Consider the following 15928-nt stretch of genomic DNA (forward strand, 5'->3'; position numbering starts at 1 on the left):
CGACACCCACCGACTTCGTATGTCGCAGGGCCCACGACGAGCCGCGTGCCGGGGGCACGCGACTGCGCACGGGTGCGGGCGGCATACGGTGTCGGCATGCTGATCGCCTTCTCCGTCGCCCCCACCGTCGCGGCCGACGACACCGGATCGGTGTCCGACGCGGTCGCCCGAGCCATCCGTGTCGTGCGCGACTCCGGGCTGCCGCACCGCACCGACGCGATGTTCACGACGATCGAGGGGGAGTGGGACGAGTGCATGGCCGTCGTCAAGCGGTGCTGCGACGTGCTGGCCGAGAACTCCCCCCGCGTCAGCCTCGTGCTCAAGGCGGACATCCGCCCCGGCTTCACCGGTGAGCTCGACGGCAAGCTGGAGCGGCTCGAGGAGGCCCTCGAGCGCCAGGGCGATGGCTGACGACGGCTGGGACCTGCGGCCGCCGACGCTCGAGGACTGCGACGAGCTCGGCCGGGTCCACATGGCGGTCTGGCGCGACGCGTACGCCGGGATCATGCCCGCCGACTACCTCGCCGGCCTGAGCGAGGAGCGGTCGGCTGCGAACTGGCGGGAAGGGCTCTCCTCGCCCACCAGCCCGGACGTCCGGACGCTGCTCGTGGTCGACGCAGAGGATCGGATCGCCGGGTTCGGCAGCGCCGGTCCGAGCCGCGACGAGGACGCCCCGACCGAGTGGGAGCTGTACGTCGTCAACCTGCTGCCGATCGCCCGGGGGACCGGCATGGCCGACCGCCTCCTGGACGCGGTCGTCGGCGAGCGTGACGCCACGCTCTGGGTCGTCGAGGACAACGCCCGTGCCCGGGCCTTCTACACCCGCCGCGGCTTCGTCGACGAGGGCGGACGCTCGCAGCACCCGGCCACCGGAACCTCCGAGATCCGCATGATCCGCCGCCTGGCACGCTGACCGATCCGCGCAGACCGACACCGACCGAGCCGACGCCGCCCGGATTCGGTTGCGAAGAGGTCACGATCTGCGCGAAGGGCAGCACCGACCGCCCGCGACCCGGAGCCCGAGGTGCAGACTCGCACCGCCGCAGCCGGCGAGGTCGCCGTGGCGGCGTGCGGGACGACAGGGGAGCGCGCCGCGGCGCCGAACGGGACGGGGGTCCGGTCATGACGAGCCGACAGCGGCGGCGACCCGGTGCGTCGCGGACCCGGCGTCGGCGCGGGGGCCGCCGCTGGTCCGGCGCCGCGAGCGTCCGCACCTTTCTCGCCACGACGCGACACCGACCGGCCCAGGCGGTGTCGCTCCTGCTGCTGTCGGCGCTGGTCACGGCCTCCGCCGTGTTCGGCCCGCTCTACGCCCGCTCGGTCGAGCACGGGCTGCTGCGCGACGCCTTGGCCAGGAGCACGGTGATGGCGACGGCCGCCGTGGCCGAGGCGCAGTCGGACGGGCAGACGGTGCCGGACGCCACTCGGGTGTCGACCGCGATGCCGTCCCCGGCGCGGGCGGCCTTCGAGGCGCCGGTGGCCAGGGTCTCCGGGCAGGTGCTGCTGCGCCAGTCGGACCGACGCGGCGGCGCGGACGTGCTCACGACGGCCTACGCGCCCCTCGCCGGGTGCGCCGACCTGCGGGTCACCGCCGGCGCGTGCCCGACCCGGGCGGGACAGGTTCTCGTCTCGACGGCGGAGGCGGCGTTCGAGGGATGGCACGTCGGTGACGTCGTGGGGCTCGTGGCCGCGCCCGAGGGTGTGCCACCCCGCGGATCGACGCAGCAGCAGGCCGTGGTCGTGGGCACCTACGACCAGGTCTCGGACGACACGGCGTGGTTCGGCCTGCGGCTCACGGGGCGCGCCGGGACCACCTCGGTGCAGGGACTCGCCTCGGTGCCGAAGGTCGATGCCCCGATCGTGGCCCCAGCCTTCTTCTCCGCCGTCCCCACCGGCACGACCACGACCCTGAGCTACGCCCTCCGGCGTGAGTCGCTCGGTGTCGACCAGCTGCCGCGGCTGCTCGCCGACCTCCGGGTCGCCCAGGACCGCCGCATCGACGGGCCGACCACCCCGGTCCTGCACAGCGGCCTCGACGAGCTCGGCCACACCGTGGTGCTCGGGCAACAGCAGGCGGCGCTGCTGGTTCCCCTGCTCATGGGCCAGCTGGCCCTCCTGGCCGTGATCGTGCTCGGGCTCGCCGCCTCGGCCGCGGTGGAGCAGCGTCGGCCCGAGATCGCCCTCGCCCGTCTCCGCGGCGAGGGGGTGCGCGGCGCCCGTCGGCTCGTCGTCAGCGAGCTCGGGACGCTCGTCACCCTGGGGGTACCGCTCGGGGCGCTGCTGGCGGTCCTCCTCGACGTCGTGGCCGCGCGCCTCTGGCTTCCGCACGGTGCCCCTTTCGAGGTGCCACCGGGTGCGTATGCCGCCGCGCTCCTCGCGCTCGCCGCCGCCCTCGGGGCGGTGCTCCTCGCAGCCCGCCGCGTGGTGCGCGAGCCCATCCCCTCCCTGTTGCGGCGGGTGCCGCCGCGCCCACGGACCCTGGCCGTGGGCCTGCTCGACGCCGTCGTCATCACCGTCGCGGCCGCGGGGGTGGTGACCATCGTCAGCGGCAACGTCACCGGTCCCCTCGCGATGGCGACGCCGGCACTGCTCGCCTTCGCCGTGGGCCTGCTGCTCGCGCTCGTCGTCGTCCCCGTGGCCAGCCGCCTCGGCCACCACCTGCTTCGCCGGGGGCACGTCGCCAGCGGGCTGACGGCCGTCCAGCTGGCGCGCCGCCCAGCGGTCCGCCGGCTCGTGGCCATCGTCACGGTGGCCACGGCTCTGCTCGTCTTCGCGACCGACGCCTACGTCGTCGCGGCACGCAACCGCGAGCAGCGGGCGACCCTGGAGGCGGGCGCCCAGGTCGTGCTGCAGACCGACGCCAAGGAACCCCGGCTCGTCCGCGACGTGCTGCGCCGCCTCGACCCCGGCTCGAGGTTCACGGCACCTGTCGCCACCCTCTTCGCCGCCAACTCCGGCTCGCTCGCCACCATGGCCGTCGTGCCTGCGGCCATGCGTGCGGTGGCGCTCGAGCCCGGGGGCTCCACGGCCGCGCGCATCGGCTGGTCCCAGCTCTCCGCCTCCGCAGGCGGCTCTGCCGAGCTGCGGGGAACGCTGGCGACGGTGACGATCGACGGCCTCGGCATCGACAGGGTGCTGCCCGGCGCAGACCTCGCCGCCGGTGACGGCCCCTCGACCCCCCACGGTCCGGACGTGCTCCCCTTCCGTCTCGAGCTGCGCGACAGCACCGGGGCCGACCTCAACGTCCCGCTCGGCTCCGTGCCGTTCTCCGCCGCCGGCCCTGTCCGCCTGACGGGCCGCATCCCCTGCGCCACCGCCTCGTGCACCCTGACGGGCATCTCCGTCGACCGGGCCGCGACCGAGACGAGGCTCATCGCCGGTCACGTGCGGATCCGGTCCCTCGGCAGCGACGCGGCGCCGCCGATACGGCTCGGCGACCTCGCCTGGGACGGGGTCGGCATCGCGTACCCGCTGCGCGACCTGCAACCCGACCGGCCCGGCTACGCCGCGGTCACGCCGCAGGGCGCCGACGGACTACGGGCCTCGTTCGCCTCGACCGGGGGCATCGTCACGTTCACGACCGGGCCGCCGGCGCTGCCCGTGGTCGTGGTCCCCGCGCTGGACGGCGACACCGGCTCGCAGACCCAGTCGATCGTCGGGTTCAGCGGCTCGAGCGTGCGCACGCGAGAGGTCGCCCGGGTGGCAGTCGCACCCGGTGACGCGACGAACGTCGCGCTCGTCGACTACGACGCGCTCTCCGCGCAGGCGAGCCGGCTGTACGCGAGCGGCTCCATCGAGGTGTGGGTCGGCGACGCGTCCCGGGCGCCCTCGGTGCAGCAGGCCCTCGAGGCCGCGGGCGTCACGGTGCTCGCGCGGTCCGACCTCGCGGCCCTGCGCGAGTCCTACGACAGGTCCGCATCGGCGTGGTCCCTGCGCCTCGCCATCGTCATCGGTGTCGTGGCACTCGTGCTCGGTGCCCTGGTCCTGTTGCTGGTCACGGTGACCTCGTGGCGCACGAGGTCCAAGGACCTCGCCTCCCTCCGCATGGCCGGCGTCCCTCCCCGGCGGCTGCGACAGGTCGCCGTGGCCGAGCAGGTCGTCGTCATCGCAGGGGCGGCCGCGGTCGGCGCGGCGTGCGGGGCGGTGGGCGCCCGGCTGTCGCTCGGGCTCGTCCCGTTCTTCACGACACCGTCGGAGACCTTCGTGCGCGACCTGCGACCGGCCCTCGCCCCCATGGCCACGGCGGCCGCGCTGACCCTGGCATGGCTCGTCCTCGTGGCCGCGGCCCTCGGCGTCTGGCTGGCCCGCAGGGCCACCGTCACTCGAGTGCGGGAGCAGGCATGAGGCGCCTCGCACCACGCGCGCCGCTCGACGACGCCGTGTCGTTCCCCAGCCGAGGTGCCCGCCGTGGGCTCGACGTGACGACCCGTGGGCTCGTGGTCATCTACCGCTCGGAGGGGCACGACGTCGCGGCCCTGTCCGGGGTGGACCTGCGAGTCTCCGCCGGGGAGGTCGTCGGCCTGCTCGGTCCGAGCGGCGCAGGCAAGTCGACCCTTCTGACCGTGTTCGGGGGGCTGCTCGAGCCCAGTGCCGGGCGGGTCCACGTCGGGCACCACGAGATGAAGTCGATGGGACAGGCCGACCTCGACGACTTCCGCGCGGGCGACGTGGGTCTCGTGCTGCAGGGCGCCGGCCGCAACCTGCTGCCCTACCTCACGCCCGCGCAGAACGTCGAGTTCGCACAGGCCGGGGCGCGGCGGCTGGGTCGCGAGGTCCCCGACGTCCGGGAGGTGCTGGCCCTGCTCGGCATCGAGGAGCTCGGCGACCGACCGCTGCGCAGCCTGGCTCCGGGACAGCTCCAGCTGACCGCCATCGCCGTGGGCATGGCGTGCTTCCCCGGCCTGCTCCTCGGGGACGAGCCGACGAGCCAGCTCGACCACGAGTCCCGCGACCGGGTGCTCGACGCCCTCACCGGCATCAACGAGCGGCTCGGCTCGACCATCGTCGTCGTGACGCACGACCCGCAGGTGGCCGCGCGGCTGCCCCGCACGGTCACCATCCGGGACGGGCGCGTGGGCGCCGAGGGCCGGCTGGGGGAGGAGTATGCCGTCGTGTCGGCAGACGGGTCCCTGCCGCTCTCGGGCGCCGCCCTCGACGACTTCCCGCCAGGCTCGCTCGTGCGACTCAGGTACGACGGGACGGTCTGGCGTCTCGAGGGCGAGGGCGAGGGCGACGACGACGTGGCTGCGGGCCCTGTCGCCCGCGCACAGCCCGGGAGGGAGCACGCATGAGCAGGCGGCGTGGGAGCGGCGAGGTCGGCTCGCAGCGGACCGGCGTCGGGGCCTCGGACGGGCTGGACCGCGGGCACACGTCCGCACCCGCCGGCCTGACGGCATACGGCCTCGGGGTGCGCTTCGGTGAGGTCGTGGCGCTCGACGACGTGACCCTGGAGGTCGCCCCGGGCGAGCTGGTGGCGGTCAGTGGGCCGTCGGGAGCCGGCAAGTCCACCCTGCTCTCGTCGTTGGCGGGGGCGCTCGACCCGGCGGCGTCCGTCACCGGGCAGGTCGTCGTCGCAGGTGCCCCCGTGCGCTCCAGCGGGGCCCGAGAGGCCACCGTCCGGCTGGGGGTGGCAGTGGTGCCCCAGGGCAACGGGCTCGCCGCCGTGCTGACGGCGGCGGAGAACGTCCTGGTGCCGCTCCTCGAGGCAGGGGTGCGCGCCTCGGAGGCGATGGCGCGCACGCGTGAGGCCCTGGAGGCCGTGGGACTCGGGGACTCCGGGGACCACCTCGTCGAGGAGCTGTCCGGAGGGCAGCAGCAGCGGGTGGCGGTCGCCCGGGCAGTCGCCGCTCGCCCACGCATCCTGCTCGCCGACGAGCCGACCTCCGAGCTGGACCACGCGAACCGGGAGCTGGTGCTGGCGCTGCTGCAGGGGCTCGCCGCCGACGGCGCTGCCGTCGTGATGGCGACCCACGACCTCGAGGCCGCGGCCGGGGCCGTGCGGCGCATCGTGCTCGACGAGGGCAGGGTGAGCCCCGCACCCTGAGGCATCGGCAGTGGCGCGCGGCGCTGCTCGGGCCGCTCGCGACAGCCGGCGTGACGTGCCCGACATCCCCGCCGCGAAGTCGGGGGGACAACGTGTCCGAAGTGCCCCGGTTTGTATGCGGCAGGCCGCTTTACCGGATTGTCGTTGCGGGCGCGAGGCTGCGTATCGTGGGTCGCGGCCGTGTGCTTCGGCCATCCCCCTGTGTCATCGAAAGGCTTCACCATGCCCCGCCCCGCGATCCGTCGACGAGGTATTGCCGCCGCGCTCGCCTGTGCTGCCATGCTGTCCGCCTGCACCGGCAGCTCGGACGGCGAGACGGGCTCGGGCAGCCCCGCCATGGCTGCGGAGACCGCCCAGACGACGGCCGCCTCCGCGGTGTCCGCCGCGGCCACCTCCTCCCTGGACGCGACGCCGGCGGGAGCCGCGGCGCGCCAGAAGGCCTTCGTGGGTGCGGCGCTGGAGTCGGCCAACGCCTACGCCAAGACGCTCCCCGGCCGCACCGCGGCCGAGAAGGCGGAGGCCGAGCTGGCGACGAGCAGCGTCAAGGTGCTGGGCGTCTCGCGCAGCGGGGACAAGCCCCAGCAGATCCTCGCGCAGACGACGCTGAAGAAGACGGGCGCCGCGGTCCTGGTGCTGCTCGTCGCGGACACGCCGGGTGGCCCGTTCAAGGCTGCCGCCGTCACCCCGATGCTGCCCGATGCCAAGCTCGACGCCCTCGACCCGGCGACCGACGGCTCCGCCGCCATCGGCGACGGCAAGGGTCTGGCCACCAGGCCCCAGGACGCTCTGGCCGCCTTCGCGGCGTCGGTGAAGTACCCCGACCCCACGGCCACCAAGGTGCTCGCCGACGACCCGCTGTCGGAGCAGCTGCGCCAGTCGGCGCGGGCGCAGTCGCAGGCCCTCAACAACCAGGGCGCCTTCACCCAGGAGCACGACCCGAAGGGTGTGCTCGGCGGCCTGCGGCTCAAGGGCGGCAACGGCGCCATCGTCTTCGCCCATCTCGTGCGCAACGACGCCATCGCCATGCGCACCCCGGTCAAGCTGACCCCGGCCAAGGAGCTGACACTGCTGACCGGCATCAAGCAGATCACGACGGAGGCCAACCTCACCTCCAACGAGATCGTCGCCATCGTCATCCCCGCGTCCGGGCAGGCCCGCATCGTTGCGGCGTCCGACCAGCTCGTCGCCGGCTCGGGCAGGTGAGGCAGGATTGATCTATGAGTCACCAGCCATTCACCGCAGCAGCACTGCGCGGTGCCGTCGACCTGTCATCGCTCAAGCGTCCGGCCCCGCAGGCTGGCCCCGCCTCCGGCGCGGGCTCCACCTCCGAGGACGGTGCTGGCCTCGTCATCGAGGGCACTGACGCCTCCTTCCGCGACGTCGTCGAGGCGTCCGCGCAGTACCCGGTCGTCCTGGTGCTGTGGTCGCCTCGCCTGAAGGAGTCGGCCGACTTCCTCACGACCTTCGGCGCCGTGGCGCGCCGGTATGCCGGCCGCTTCCAGCTCGTGACCGTGGACGTCGACGCCAACCCCGGCATCCTGCAGGCCTTCCAGGTGCAGGCGGTGCCCGTCAGCTTCGCCTTCGTGCAGCGGCAGCCCGTGCCGCTCTTCGAGGGAGCCCAGCCCGAAGCACAGATCACGGCCGTCATCGACCAGGTGCTGCAGCTCGCCGCGCAGCACGGCGTCACCGGCACCGCGGTGGCGGCCGACGCCGACGCTCCGACGGAGGACGAGGCGGCCGAGCCGCCGCTGCCGCCCCTTCACCAGAAGGCCTTCGAGGCCATCGAGGCGGGCGACCTCGACGGGGCGGCTGCCGCCTACCGTGAGGCGCTGGCCCAGAGCCCGGGCGACACCGATGCCAAGCTGGGCCTGGCGCAGGTCGGCCTGCTGCAGCGCACCCAGGGCGCCGACCTGCAGGAGGCTCGCGCGGCTGCGGCCGCGGCGCCGACCGACGTCGACGCGCAGATCCTCGTGGCCGACCTCGACCTGCTCGGTGGCCACGTCGAGGACGCGTTCCTGCGGCTCATCGACACGGTGCGGGTGACGGCCGACGCCGACCGCAACAAGGCCCGCGAGCACCTCGTCGAGCTCTTCGAGGTCGTCGGCGTGACGGACGAGCGCGTCGCCAAGGCGCGCAAGTCCCTCATGAGCGCCCTCTTCTAGGAGCCGACCCCCGGACGGGACGTGGGCACCCGAACCCTCGAGTGCCCACGCCGGCCGTGCGCGCCGGTCAGTCGGTCGCCGTGGTCGCCACGAGGGCTTCGGCAAGGCGCTCGACCACCTGGTCGGCCAGATCGGCCAGGTCTCGGTCGTCACCCGGCACGGGCAGCGACAGGCCCCAGTGCGGCGTCGTCGCGTCGACCGGGTCGCGCAGGACCACGACGTGCACCGGCTCGGGCTCGACGAGGTCGAGGAAGTCCTCGAGACGGTCACCCAGGGCGTCCTCGGCGACGACCGCGTCGAAGCCCTCGAGCTGGTAGGTCTCGGCGACCGCGAGCGCGGCCGACCACCGCAGCAGCCTCAGTCGCAGCTGCTGCGTGGTCGGTGGCTCGTCCCAGCCCGCCACCGGGCCGGTCGTGACGGCGACCTCGAGGGCCGCCCCGTCGACGACGACGGCCCGCTCGAGCCGCTCGGCGACCGCGCAGGCCAAGGCGGCCCGGTCGTCCGCTCGAGTGCCCGTCACGAGCACGAGCCGGCCGCGCGGGTCGGGAGTCCCGCCGGGGTCGGTGGAGGTCATCCGCCAAGGGCCGCCGTCACGACGTCCTTGGCCTCGGCCTGCACCCGCGCCAGGTGCTCCGGGCCCTGGAACGACTCGGCATAGATCTTGTAGACGTCCTCGGTGCCCGACGGCCGCGCCGCGAACCAGGCGCTCTCGGTGGTCACCTTGAGCCCGCCGATGCGTGCGCCGTTGCCCGGCGCCTCGGTGAGCTTGCCCGTGATCGTCTCTCCTGCAAGGGTCTCGGCCGTCACGTCGTCGGGGGAGAGGGCGGCCAGCTTGGCCTTCTCCTCGCGCGACGCCGCAGCGTCGATGCGGGCGTATGCCGGGTCGCCGTGTCTCGCGGTCAGCTCGGCGTAGTGCTGGCTGGGGGTCTTCCCAGTCGCCGCGAGGATCTCGGAGGCCAGCAGCGCGAGCAGGATCCCGTCCTTGTCGGTGGACCACACGGTGCCGTCCTGGCGCAGGAAGCTGGCGCCGGCGGACTCCTCACCGCCGAACCCGACGGAGCCGTCGAGCAGGCCGGGCACGAACCACTTGAAGCCGACCGGCACCTCGAGCAGGGTGCGGCCCAGGTCGTCCGCGACACGGTCGATCATCGAGGAGGAGACCAGCGTCTTGCCGATGGCCGTCGTCGCCGGCCAGCCGGGGCGGGCGCCGCCGTAGAGGTACTGGATCGCGACGGCGAGGTAGTGGTTGGGGTTCATCAGGCCCGCGTCGGGCGTGACGATGCCGTGCCGGTCGGCGTCGGCGTCGTTGCCCGTGGAGAGGTCGTAGGCGTCCTTGTTGCGGATGAGCGAGGCCATCGCCGACGGCGAGCTGCAGTCCATCCGGATCTTGCCGTCCCAGTCGAGGGTCATGAAGGCCCACTGCGGGTCGACACGCGGGTTGACCACCGTGAGGTCGAGCCCGTGCCGCTCGGCGATCTCGCCCCAGTAGGCCACCGAGGCACCGCCGAGCGGGTCGGCGCCGATGCGGACGCCGGCCTCGCGGACCCGCGCGAGGTCGACGACCTGGGGGAGGTCGTCGACGTAGCTGCCGAGGAAGTCGTAGGCGCCGGCCCGGCCGCGGGCCTGGTCGAACGCGACACGCTTGACCTCCTTGAGGCCGTCGCGGATGAGGTCGTTGGCGCGCTTGGCGATGACCGAGGTGGCGTCGGTGTCGGCGGGGCCGCCGTGCGGCGGGTTGTACTTGAAGCCGCCGTCGGCCGGTGGGTTGTGCGACGGCGTCACGACGATGCCGTCGGCGAGACCGGTTGCGCCCGAGGCCTTCCCGCGGTTGGCCCGCAGGATGGCGTGCGAGACGGCCGGGGTGGGGGTGAACCCGTCGCGGTCGTCGACGAGCACCTGCACGCCGTTGGCGACGAGGACCTCGAGGGCCGAGCGCCACGCCGGCTCGGACAGGCCGTGGGTGTCGCGGCCGATGAAGAGCGGCCCGTCGAAGCCCTGCGAGGCGCGGTAGTCGACGATGGCCTGGGTCGTGGCGAGGATGTGGTCCTCGTTGAAGGCCGTGCGCAGGCTCGACCCGCGGTGGCCCGAGGTGCCGAACGCGACCTGCTGGTCCGGGTCGTCCACGTCGGGGTGCCGGTCGTAGTAGGCGCCGACGAGCGCGTCGACGTCGACGAGGTCCTCTGCCTGGGCCGGCTGGCCGGCGCGGGGGTGCGTCATGACAGGTCTCCGTTCGTGGTCGAGGTGGCGGCCTGGCCCGACGCTCCGGTCGAGCCGAGCTCGGCGTCCGGGTCGGCGGCCGCCTCGGCCATCGAGTCGGCGATGACCTCCGCGCTGACCGGCGGGGACACCTCCTCTGCGGTCCCGATGACGACCTGGCCCGCCGGCTGGTCGACCGGCACGAGCCAGACGGTGGAGAGCCGGGGGACCGTCACGTCGACGGCATACGGCTGGTGGTGCCACGCCTCCTGGCGCGCCTCGAGGACGACGCCGGCGCTGCTCGGGGCGTCGGGATGGTAGCCGGCGGTGTCGAGCACCACCGTCCACCTGCCGCCCCGCGGGAGGCCGATCCGGTAGGACTCCTGGGTGCGACCGCTGAAGTTCATGATGCAGGCCACGACGGGCGCGTCCGTGCTCCGGTCGCCCGTGCCGAAGCGCAGCCACGAGAACGTGTTGTGCGCGGCGTCGTCGGCCTCGAGCCACTCGAACCCGGCTGGGTCGGCGTCGAGCTCCCACAGGGCGCGGTTGCCCTTGTAGATGGCGTTGAGGTCCTTGACGAGGTTGTGCACGCGGTAGTGCAGCGGCTGCTCGAGCAGCCACCAGTCGAGGCTGCGGCCCTCGGACCACTCCGACTCCTGGCCGAACTCGCAGCCCATGAAGAGCAGCTGCTTGCCGGGGTGGCACCACAGGTAGGCGAGGAACGCGCGCAGGGTCGCGACCTGCTCCTCGCGGGTGCCCCGGGACTTGCGCAGCAGCGAGCCCTTGCCGTGGACGACCTCGTCGTGGCTGATGGGCAGCACGAAGTTCTCGTCGAAGGCGTACATGAGCGAGAACGTGAGCTTGCCGTGGTGGTACTTGCGGTAGATGGGCTCCTCGCCGAGGTACTTCAGCGAGTCGTTCATCCACCCCATGTTCCACTTGAAGCCGAAGCCGAGACCGCCCTGGTTGGTGGGCCGCGTGACCCCGGGCCACGTCGTCGACTCCTCGGCGATGGTGACGATGCCGCCGACCCGCTTGTACGCGGTGCCGTTGGTCTCCTTGAGCAGCTCGACGGCCTCGAGGTTCTCGCGGCCACCGTCCTTGTTGGGGACCCACGCACCGGCGTCGCGCGCGTAGTCGAGGTAGAGCATCGAGGCCACGCCGTCGACGCGCAGCCCGTCGACGTGGAACTCCTCGAGCCAGTAGAGGGCGTTGGCGACGAGGAAGTTGCGCACCTCCGGACGGCCGTAGTCGAAGATGTTGGAGCCCCACTCCGGGTGCCATCCCTTGCGGGGGTCCGGGTGCTCGTAGAGCGGCAGGCCGTCGAAGCGGGCGAGCGCCCACTCGTCCGTGGCGAAGTGGCCGGGCACCCAGTCGAGCAGCACGCCGATGCCGGCGCGGTGCAGCTCGTCGACGAGGTAGCGGAAGTCGTCGGGGGTGCCCCACCGCGAGCTCGGGGCGTAGTAGCCGGTGACGTGGTAGCCCCAGGACGGGACGTAGGGGTGCTCCATCACGGGCAGGAACTCGACGTGGGTGAAGCCGAGGTCGCGGACGTAGTTGACGAGGTGCTCGGCCAGGCCGCGGTAGCCCAGGCCCTGGCGCCACGAGCCGAGGTGCACCTCGTAGGTGCTCATCGGGCCCTGGTGCGCGTTGCGGGTGCGGCGCTGCTCCATCCAGTCGCCGTCACGCCACTCGTAGTGCGTCTCGGTGACGATGGCCGCCTGCTTGGGCGCGACCTCGGTCATCCGCGCCATCGGGTCGCTCTTGAGCCGGACGAGCTCGTCGGGGCCGCGGACGGCGAACTGGTAGTTCATCCCCTCCGTGGCTCCGGGCAGGAAGAGCTCCCAGATGCCGCTCTCGCCCAGCGCGCGCATCGGGTGGGTGCGGCGGTCCCAGCCGTTGAAGTCGCCGATGACGTGGACGGCCTTGGCGCGCGGCGCCCAGACCGCGAACGAGACGCCCCAGACCTCGCCGAGCGGGCCGGGGTAGTGGCGCACGTGCGCGCCGAGGACGGACCACAGCTGCTCGTGCCGTCCCTCGTTGATCAGGTGCCGGTCGATCTCGCCGAGCGTCGGCGCGAACCGGTAGGGGTCGTCCTGGACGTGCTCGACACCGTCGCCGTACTCGACGAGCAGGCGGTAGTCGTGCGTCGAGGTGAAGTCGGGCGAGGTCATCGACCAGATGCCCTCGCGGACGTGGTGCAGCTCGACCCGGTCACCGGTGTCGAGGCGGGCCCCGACGCGGGTGGCGAAGGGGCGGAACGCCGTGACGGTGAGCCCGCCCGGTCCGAGGTGCTGGCCGAGCAGGTCGTGCGGCTGGCCGTTGCGGCCCTGGAGGAACGCGGTGATCGCCGCCTCGTCGAGCGAGGGGCCCTGGCTCGTGTCGGTGGTCATGGGGTGCCTTCCTCGGTGGTGAGCCGCTCGACGGCGCCGAGCGGGATGGGCAGCCAGGAGGGCCGGTTGCGCGCCTCGTAGACCACCTCGTAGAGGGCCTTGTCGAGCTCGAGGGCGCGGGTCAGGGTCTGCGCGTCGGCGTCGGGCCGGCCGGCGACCGACGCGTAGCCCTCGAGGAACGCCTCACGGCAGGCCGCCGCCCAGTCCGTCGCGTCGACCGGCGGGTCGGCCAGCGCGACCGAGCCGGCGGCGTAGTCGAAGGAGCGCAGCATGCCGGCCACGTCTCGCGCCGTGAGGTCGGGGCGTACGCGTTCGGCCAGCGGGCGCAGCGGCTCGCCCTCGAAGTCCAGTGCCACCCATCCCCGCTCGGGCACGTCGAGGACCTGGCCGAGGTGGTAGTCGCCGTGGATGCGCTGCAGCGGCGGCCAGTGGACCTCGCCGACGGAGGCGACGACGCGGTCGACGGCTGCGGAGCAGGAGGCGAGCTCCGGCACGAGCGCCACGGCGGCGGCATACCGCTCGCGCATGGAGACGGCGAGGGCCTCGCGGGCCTGCGGCGTGACCTCCTGGGTGCCGAGGGCGTGGGCCAGGGCGGTGTGGATCTGTGCCGTCACGACGCCGAGGTCGCGCGCCCGCGCGGTGAAGTCGGTGCCAGAGGCGGCGGCGACGAGCGCCACGCGCCAGGCGTCCTCGACCCCGGGGATGAACTCCTGCGCGAAGGCGAGGTGCCCCTGCATCGTCGGACCACCCGCGGGGTCGTCCCAGGCGCCCGCCAGGTGGCCGATCGCCATCGGGACCCGGTCGGATCCCTCCTCGGTGAGCGCGGACTGCACGACGACGTCGGGGTTGTCGCCGTCCTGGAGGGTGCGGAAGACCTTGACGATCAGCGGCTCCGCCGGTCCGCCACCGCGCGCCGCCATGCGGCAGATGACGGAGGTGTTGGACTGCTCGCCGCTCAGCACGTTGGACGACGACACGACGCCGTCGACCCGCCCCGTCGAGGACCCGGTGGCCAGCGCGTTGCTGCCCACGGAGGCCTGGGCCTCGTCGGAGACGCGGGCGCCCAGGATCGTCTCCATGAGCTGCGAGACGTAGACGGGGTCGTGGGGTCCGTCGTAGACCCAGCGGGTGCCGAGGACGCTGTGCTCCATGGTGCCGAGCAGGGCGTGCTCGGCCTCCTCGAGCGGGGCGGCGCGGTAGGTGAGCGGGACCTGGTAGACCACGGCGGGGGAGACCGCCTCGTCCGCGAGCAGCAGCGTCTCGCAACCGACCTCGCCCTCGGGGTCCTCGAAGCGGAACCCGCCGACGCGGCGCAGCTTCGGCACGTGGCCCTTGCCGTGGTACCAGCGCTGGCGGGGCATCCACTCGGTCACGAGCTCGGTCTTCGTCGGCGTCAGCGTGGCGTTCTTGTGCACGATGGCCATCAGCGGTTGTCCTCCCCGCCGCGCAGCTGCAGCCAGAAGAAGTCCCGCGACCCGAGCGTCAGGGTGACGCGGCCGTCGTTGGCGACCCACGGGAACCCCTGGCCGCCGAAGAGGTCGATGAGCTGGCGTCCCGACAGGTGCTCCGGCAGCTGGATCGTCGCCGCCTGCGGCCGGCTCGAGAGGTTGTTGACGCAGAGCACCGCCTCGTCGGGGTTGTCGGGGTCACCCGAGAGCACGCGGGTGAAGGCGAGGATCGCGTCGTTGTCCGCCTCGACGACCTGGAACTCGCCGAGCCCGAAGACGGGGTGGCGGCTGCGGACCTGCAGCATGCCGCGCAGCCAGTGCAGCAGCGAGGCCGAGGAGGCCATGTTCGCCTCGACGTTCACGTTGTTGTAGTGGTAGACGAGGCTGCTGATCACGGGCAGGTAGAGCTTGCCCGGGTCGACGCTCGAGAAGCCGGCGTTGCGGTCGGGGGTCCACTGCATCGGCGTGCGCACCGCGTCGCGGTCGGTGAGCCAGATGTTGTCGCCCATGCCGATCTCGTCGCCGTAGTAGAGGCACGGCGAGCCGGGCAGCGAGAGCACGAGCGCGTGGATCAGCTCGATCTCGGGCCTCGAGTTGTCGAGCAGCGGGGCGAGGCGGCGGCGGATGCCGACGTTGGCGCGCATCCGGGGGTCGGGCGCGTACCACCCGTACATCGCTGCCCGCTCCTCCGGCGTGACCATCTCGAGCGTCAGCTCGTCGTGGTTGCGCAGGAAGGTGCCCCACTGCGTGCCCTTCGGGATCGCCGGGGTGTCGGCCAGCACGTCGATGATCGGGTGGGCCTTCTCCTCGCGCAGGGAGTAGAAGAGGCGCGGCATCACCGGGAAGTGGAAGCACATCTGGCACTCCGGCGCCTCCTCGGTGCCGAAGTAGTCGACCACCTCGGCCGGCGGCTGGTTGGCCTCGGCGAGCAGGATGCGGCCGGGATACTCCGCGTCGACCATGGCGCGCAGCCGGGCGAGGAACTCGTGCGTCTGCGGGAGGTTCTCGCAGTTGGTCCCTTCCTCCTCGAAGAGGTAGGGGACTGCGTCGAGCCGGAAGCCGTCGATGCCGAGGTCCATCCAGAACCGGACGATGTCGAACATCGCCTCCTGCACCGCCGGGTTCTCGAAGTTGAGGTCGGGCTGGTGGCTGAAGAAGCGGTGCCAGAAGAACTGCCGGCGCACCGGGTCGAAGGTCCAGTTGGACACCTCGGTGTCGACGAAGATGATGCGGGCGTCGTCGTAGCCGTCGTCCGTGTCGGACCACACGTAGAAGTCGCCGTAGGGCCCGTCGGGCTCGGCGCGGCTCGCCTGGAACCACGGGTGCTGGTCGCTCGTGTGGTTCATGACGAGGTCGGTCACGATGCGGATGCCGCGGGCGTGCGCCTGCGAGACCAGCTCGGTGAACTCCGGCAGCGTTCCGAACTCGGGCAGCACGGCCTTGTAGTCGGAGATGTCGTAGCCGCCGTCGCGCAGCGGCGAGGCGTAGAAGGGCGGCAGCCACAGGCAGTCGACACCGAGCCACTGCAGGTAGTCGAGGCGCTGGATCAGGCCCGTGAAGTCGCCGGCTCCCACCCCCTTGGAGTCGGCGAAGGCGCGGACGAGCACCTCGTAGAAGACGGCCTTCTTGAACCACTGCGGGTCGTGCTTCAGCCCCGGCTGGGAGAGGTTGAGTCCCTGCATGCGG

Annotated in this window: 12 protein-coding genes; 7 read left to right on the top strand and 5 right to left on the bottom strand. The window is 73.0% G+C overall.

Features of this window, described 5'->3' with window-relative positions:
* Window positions 1-96 precede the first annotated feature (96 nt).
* From ABD241_RS02540 to ABD241_RS02570, 7 genes are all read left to right on the top strand, one after another.
* A complete protein-coding gene (locus ABD241_RS02540) occupies window positions 97-411 on the top strand; it encodes a thiamine-binding protein (RefSeq protein WP_344058114.1) in 315 nt (104 codons plus the stop codon).
* On the top strand, window positions 404-913 hold the full coding sequence (locus ABD241_RS02545) for a GNAT family N-acetyltransferase (protein WP_344058116.1): 510 nt from the start codon (window positions 404-406) through the stop codon (window positions 911-913). The genes ABD241_RS02540 and ABD241_RS02545 overlap by 8 nt, the downstream gene beginning before the upstream one ends.
* Before the next feature lie 209 nt (window positions 914-1122).
* A complete protein-coding gene (locus tag ABD241_RS02550) occupies window positions 1123-4344 on the top strand; it encodes an FtsX-like permease family protein (protein WP_344058118.1) in 3222 nt (1073 codons plus the stop codon).
* Window positions 4341-5291 carry an ABC transporter ATP-binding protein gene (locus ABD241_RS02555; protein ID WP_344058120.1) on the top strand — a complete coding sequence of 317 codons (951 nt, stop codon included), beginning with the start codon at window positions 4341-4343 and terminating at the stop codon, window positions 5289-5291. The genes ABD241_RS02550 and ABD241_RS02555 overlap by 4 nt, the downstream gene beginning before the upstream one ends.
* Window positions 5288-6043, top strand: coding sequence for an ABC transporter ATP-binding protein (locus ABD241_RS02560; RefSeq protein ID WP_344058122.1), 756 nt, complete (start codon window positions 5288-5290; stop codon window positions 6041-6043). Before ABD241_RS02555 ends, ABD241_RS02560 begins: the two co-directional genes overlap by 4 nt.
* Before the next feature lie 279 nt (window positions 6044-6322).
* On the top strand, window positions 6323-7246 hold the full coding sequence (locus ABD241_RS02565; protein ID WP_344058124.1) for a hypothetical protein: 924 nt from the start codon (window positions 6323-6325) through the stop codon (window positions 7244-7246).
* Between the two features lie 14 nt (window positions 7247-7260).
* Window positions 7261-8205, top strand: a complete 945-nt coding sequence (locus ABD241_RS02570; protein WP_344058126.1) for a tetratricopeptide repeat protein — start codon at window positions 7261-7263, stop codon at window positions 8203-8205.
* Between the two features lie 67 nt (window positions 8206-8272).
* Here the strand turns inward: ABD241_RS02570 and ABD241_RS02575 are convergent, their stop codons facing one another.
* From ABD241_RS02575 to treS, 5 genes are read right to left on the bottom strand one after another with little or no spacing between them, the layout of a single operon-like run.
* Window positions 8273-8779, bottom strand: coding sequence for a hypothetical protein (locus tag ABD241_RS02575; RefSeq protein ID WP_344058128.1), 507 nt, complete (start codon window positions 8777-8779; stop codon window positions 8273-8275).
* Window positions 8776-10422, bottom strand: coding sequence for a phosphoglucomutase (alpha-D-glucose-1,6-bisphosphate-dependent) (gene pgm / locus ABD241_RS02580; RefSeq protein ID WP_344058130.1), 1647 nt, complete (start codon window positions 10420-10422; stop codon window positions 8776-8778). Before pgm ends, ABD241_RS02575 begins: the two co-directional genes overlap by 4 nt.
* Window positions 10419-12794 (bottom strand): 1,4-alpha-glucan branching protein GlgB, encoded by a 2376-nt coding sequence (gene glgB, locus ABD241_RS02585; RefSeq protein WP_344058132.1) that lies wholly within the window; start codon window positions 12792-12794, stop codon window positions 10419-10421. Before glgB ends, pgm begins: the two co-directional genes overlap by 4 nt.
* Complete coding sequence (locus ABD241_RS02590; protein WP_344058134.1) at window positions 12791-14218, bottom strand: maltokinase N-terminal cap-like domain-containing protein; 1428 nt, start codon at window positions 14216-14218, stop codon at window positions 12791-12793. Before ABD241_RS02590 ends, glgB begins: the two co-directional genes overlap by 4 nt.
* A complete protein-coding gene (gene treS / locus ABD241_RS02595; protein ID WP_344058137.1) occupies window positions 14218-15924 on the bottom strand; it encodes a maltose alpha-D-glucosyltransferase in 1707 nt (568 codons plus the stop codon). Before treS ends, ABD241_RS02590 begins: the two co-directional genes overlap by 1 nt.
* Window positions 15925-15928: the final 4 nt, after the last annotated feature.

Origin of the sequence: Terrabacter lapilli (genome assembly GCF_039531305.1) — a bacterium.
Taxonomy (GTDB): domain Bacteria; phylum Actinomycetota; class Actinomycetes; order Actinomycetales; family Dermatophilaceae; genus Terrabacter; species Terrabacter lapilli.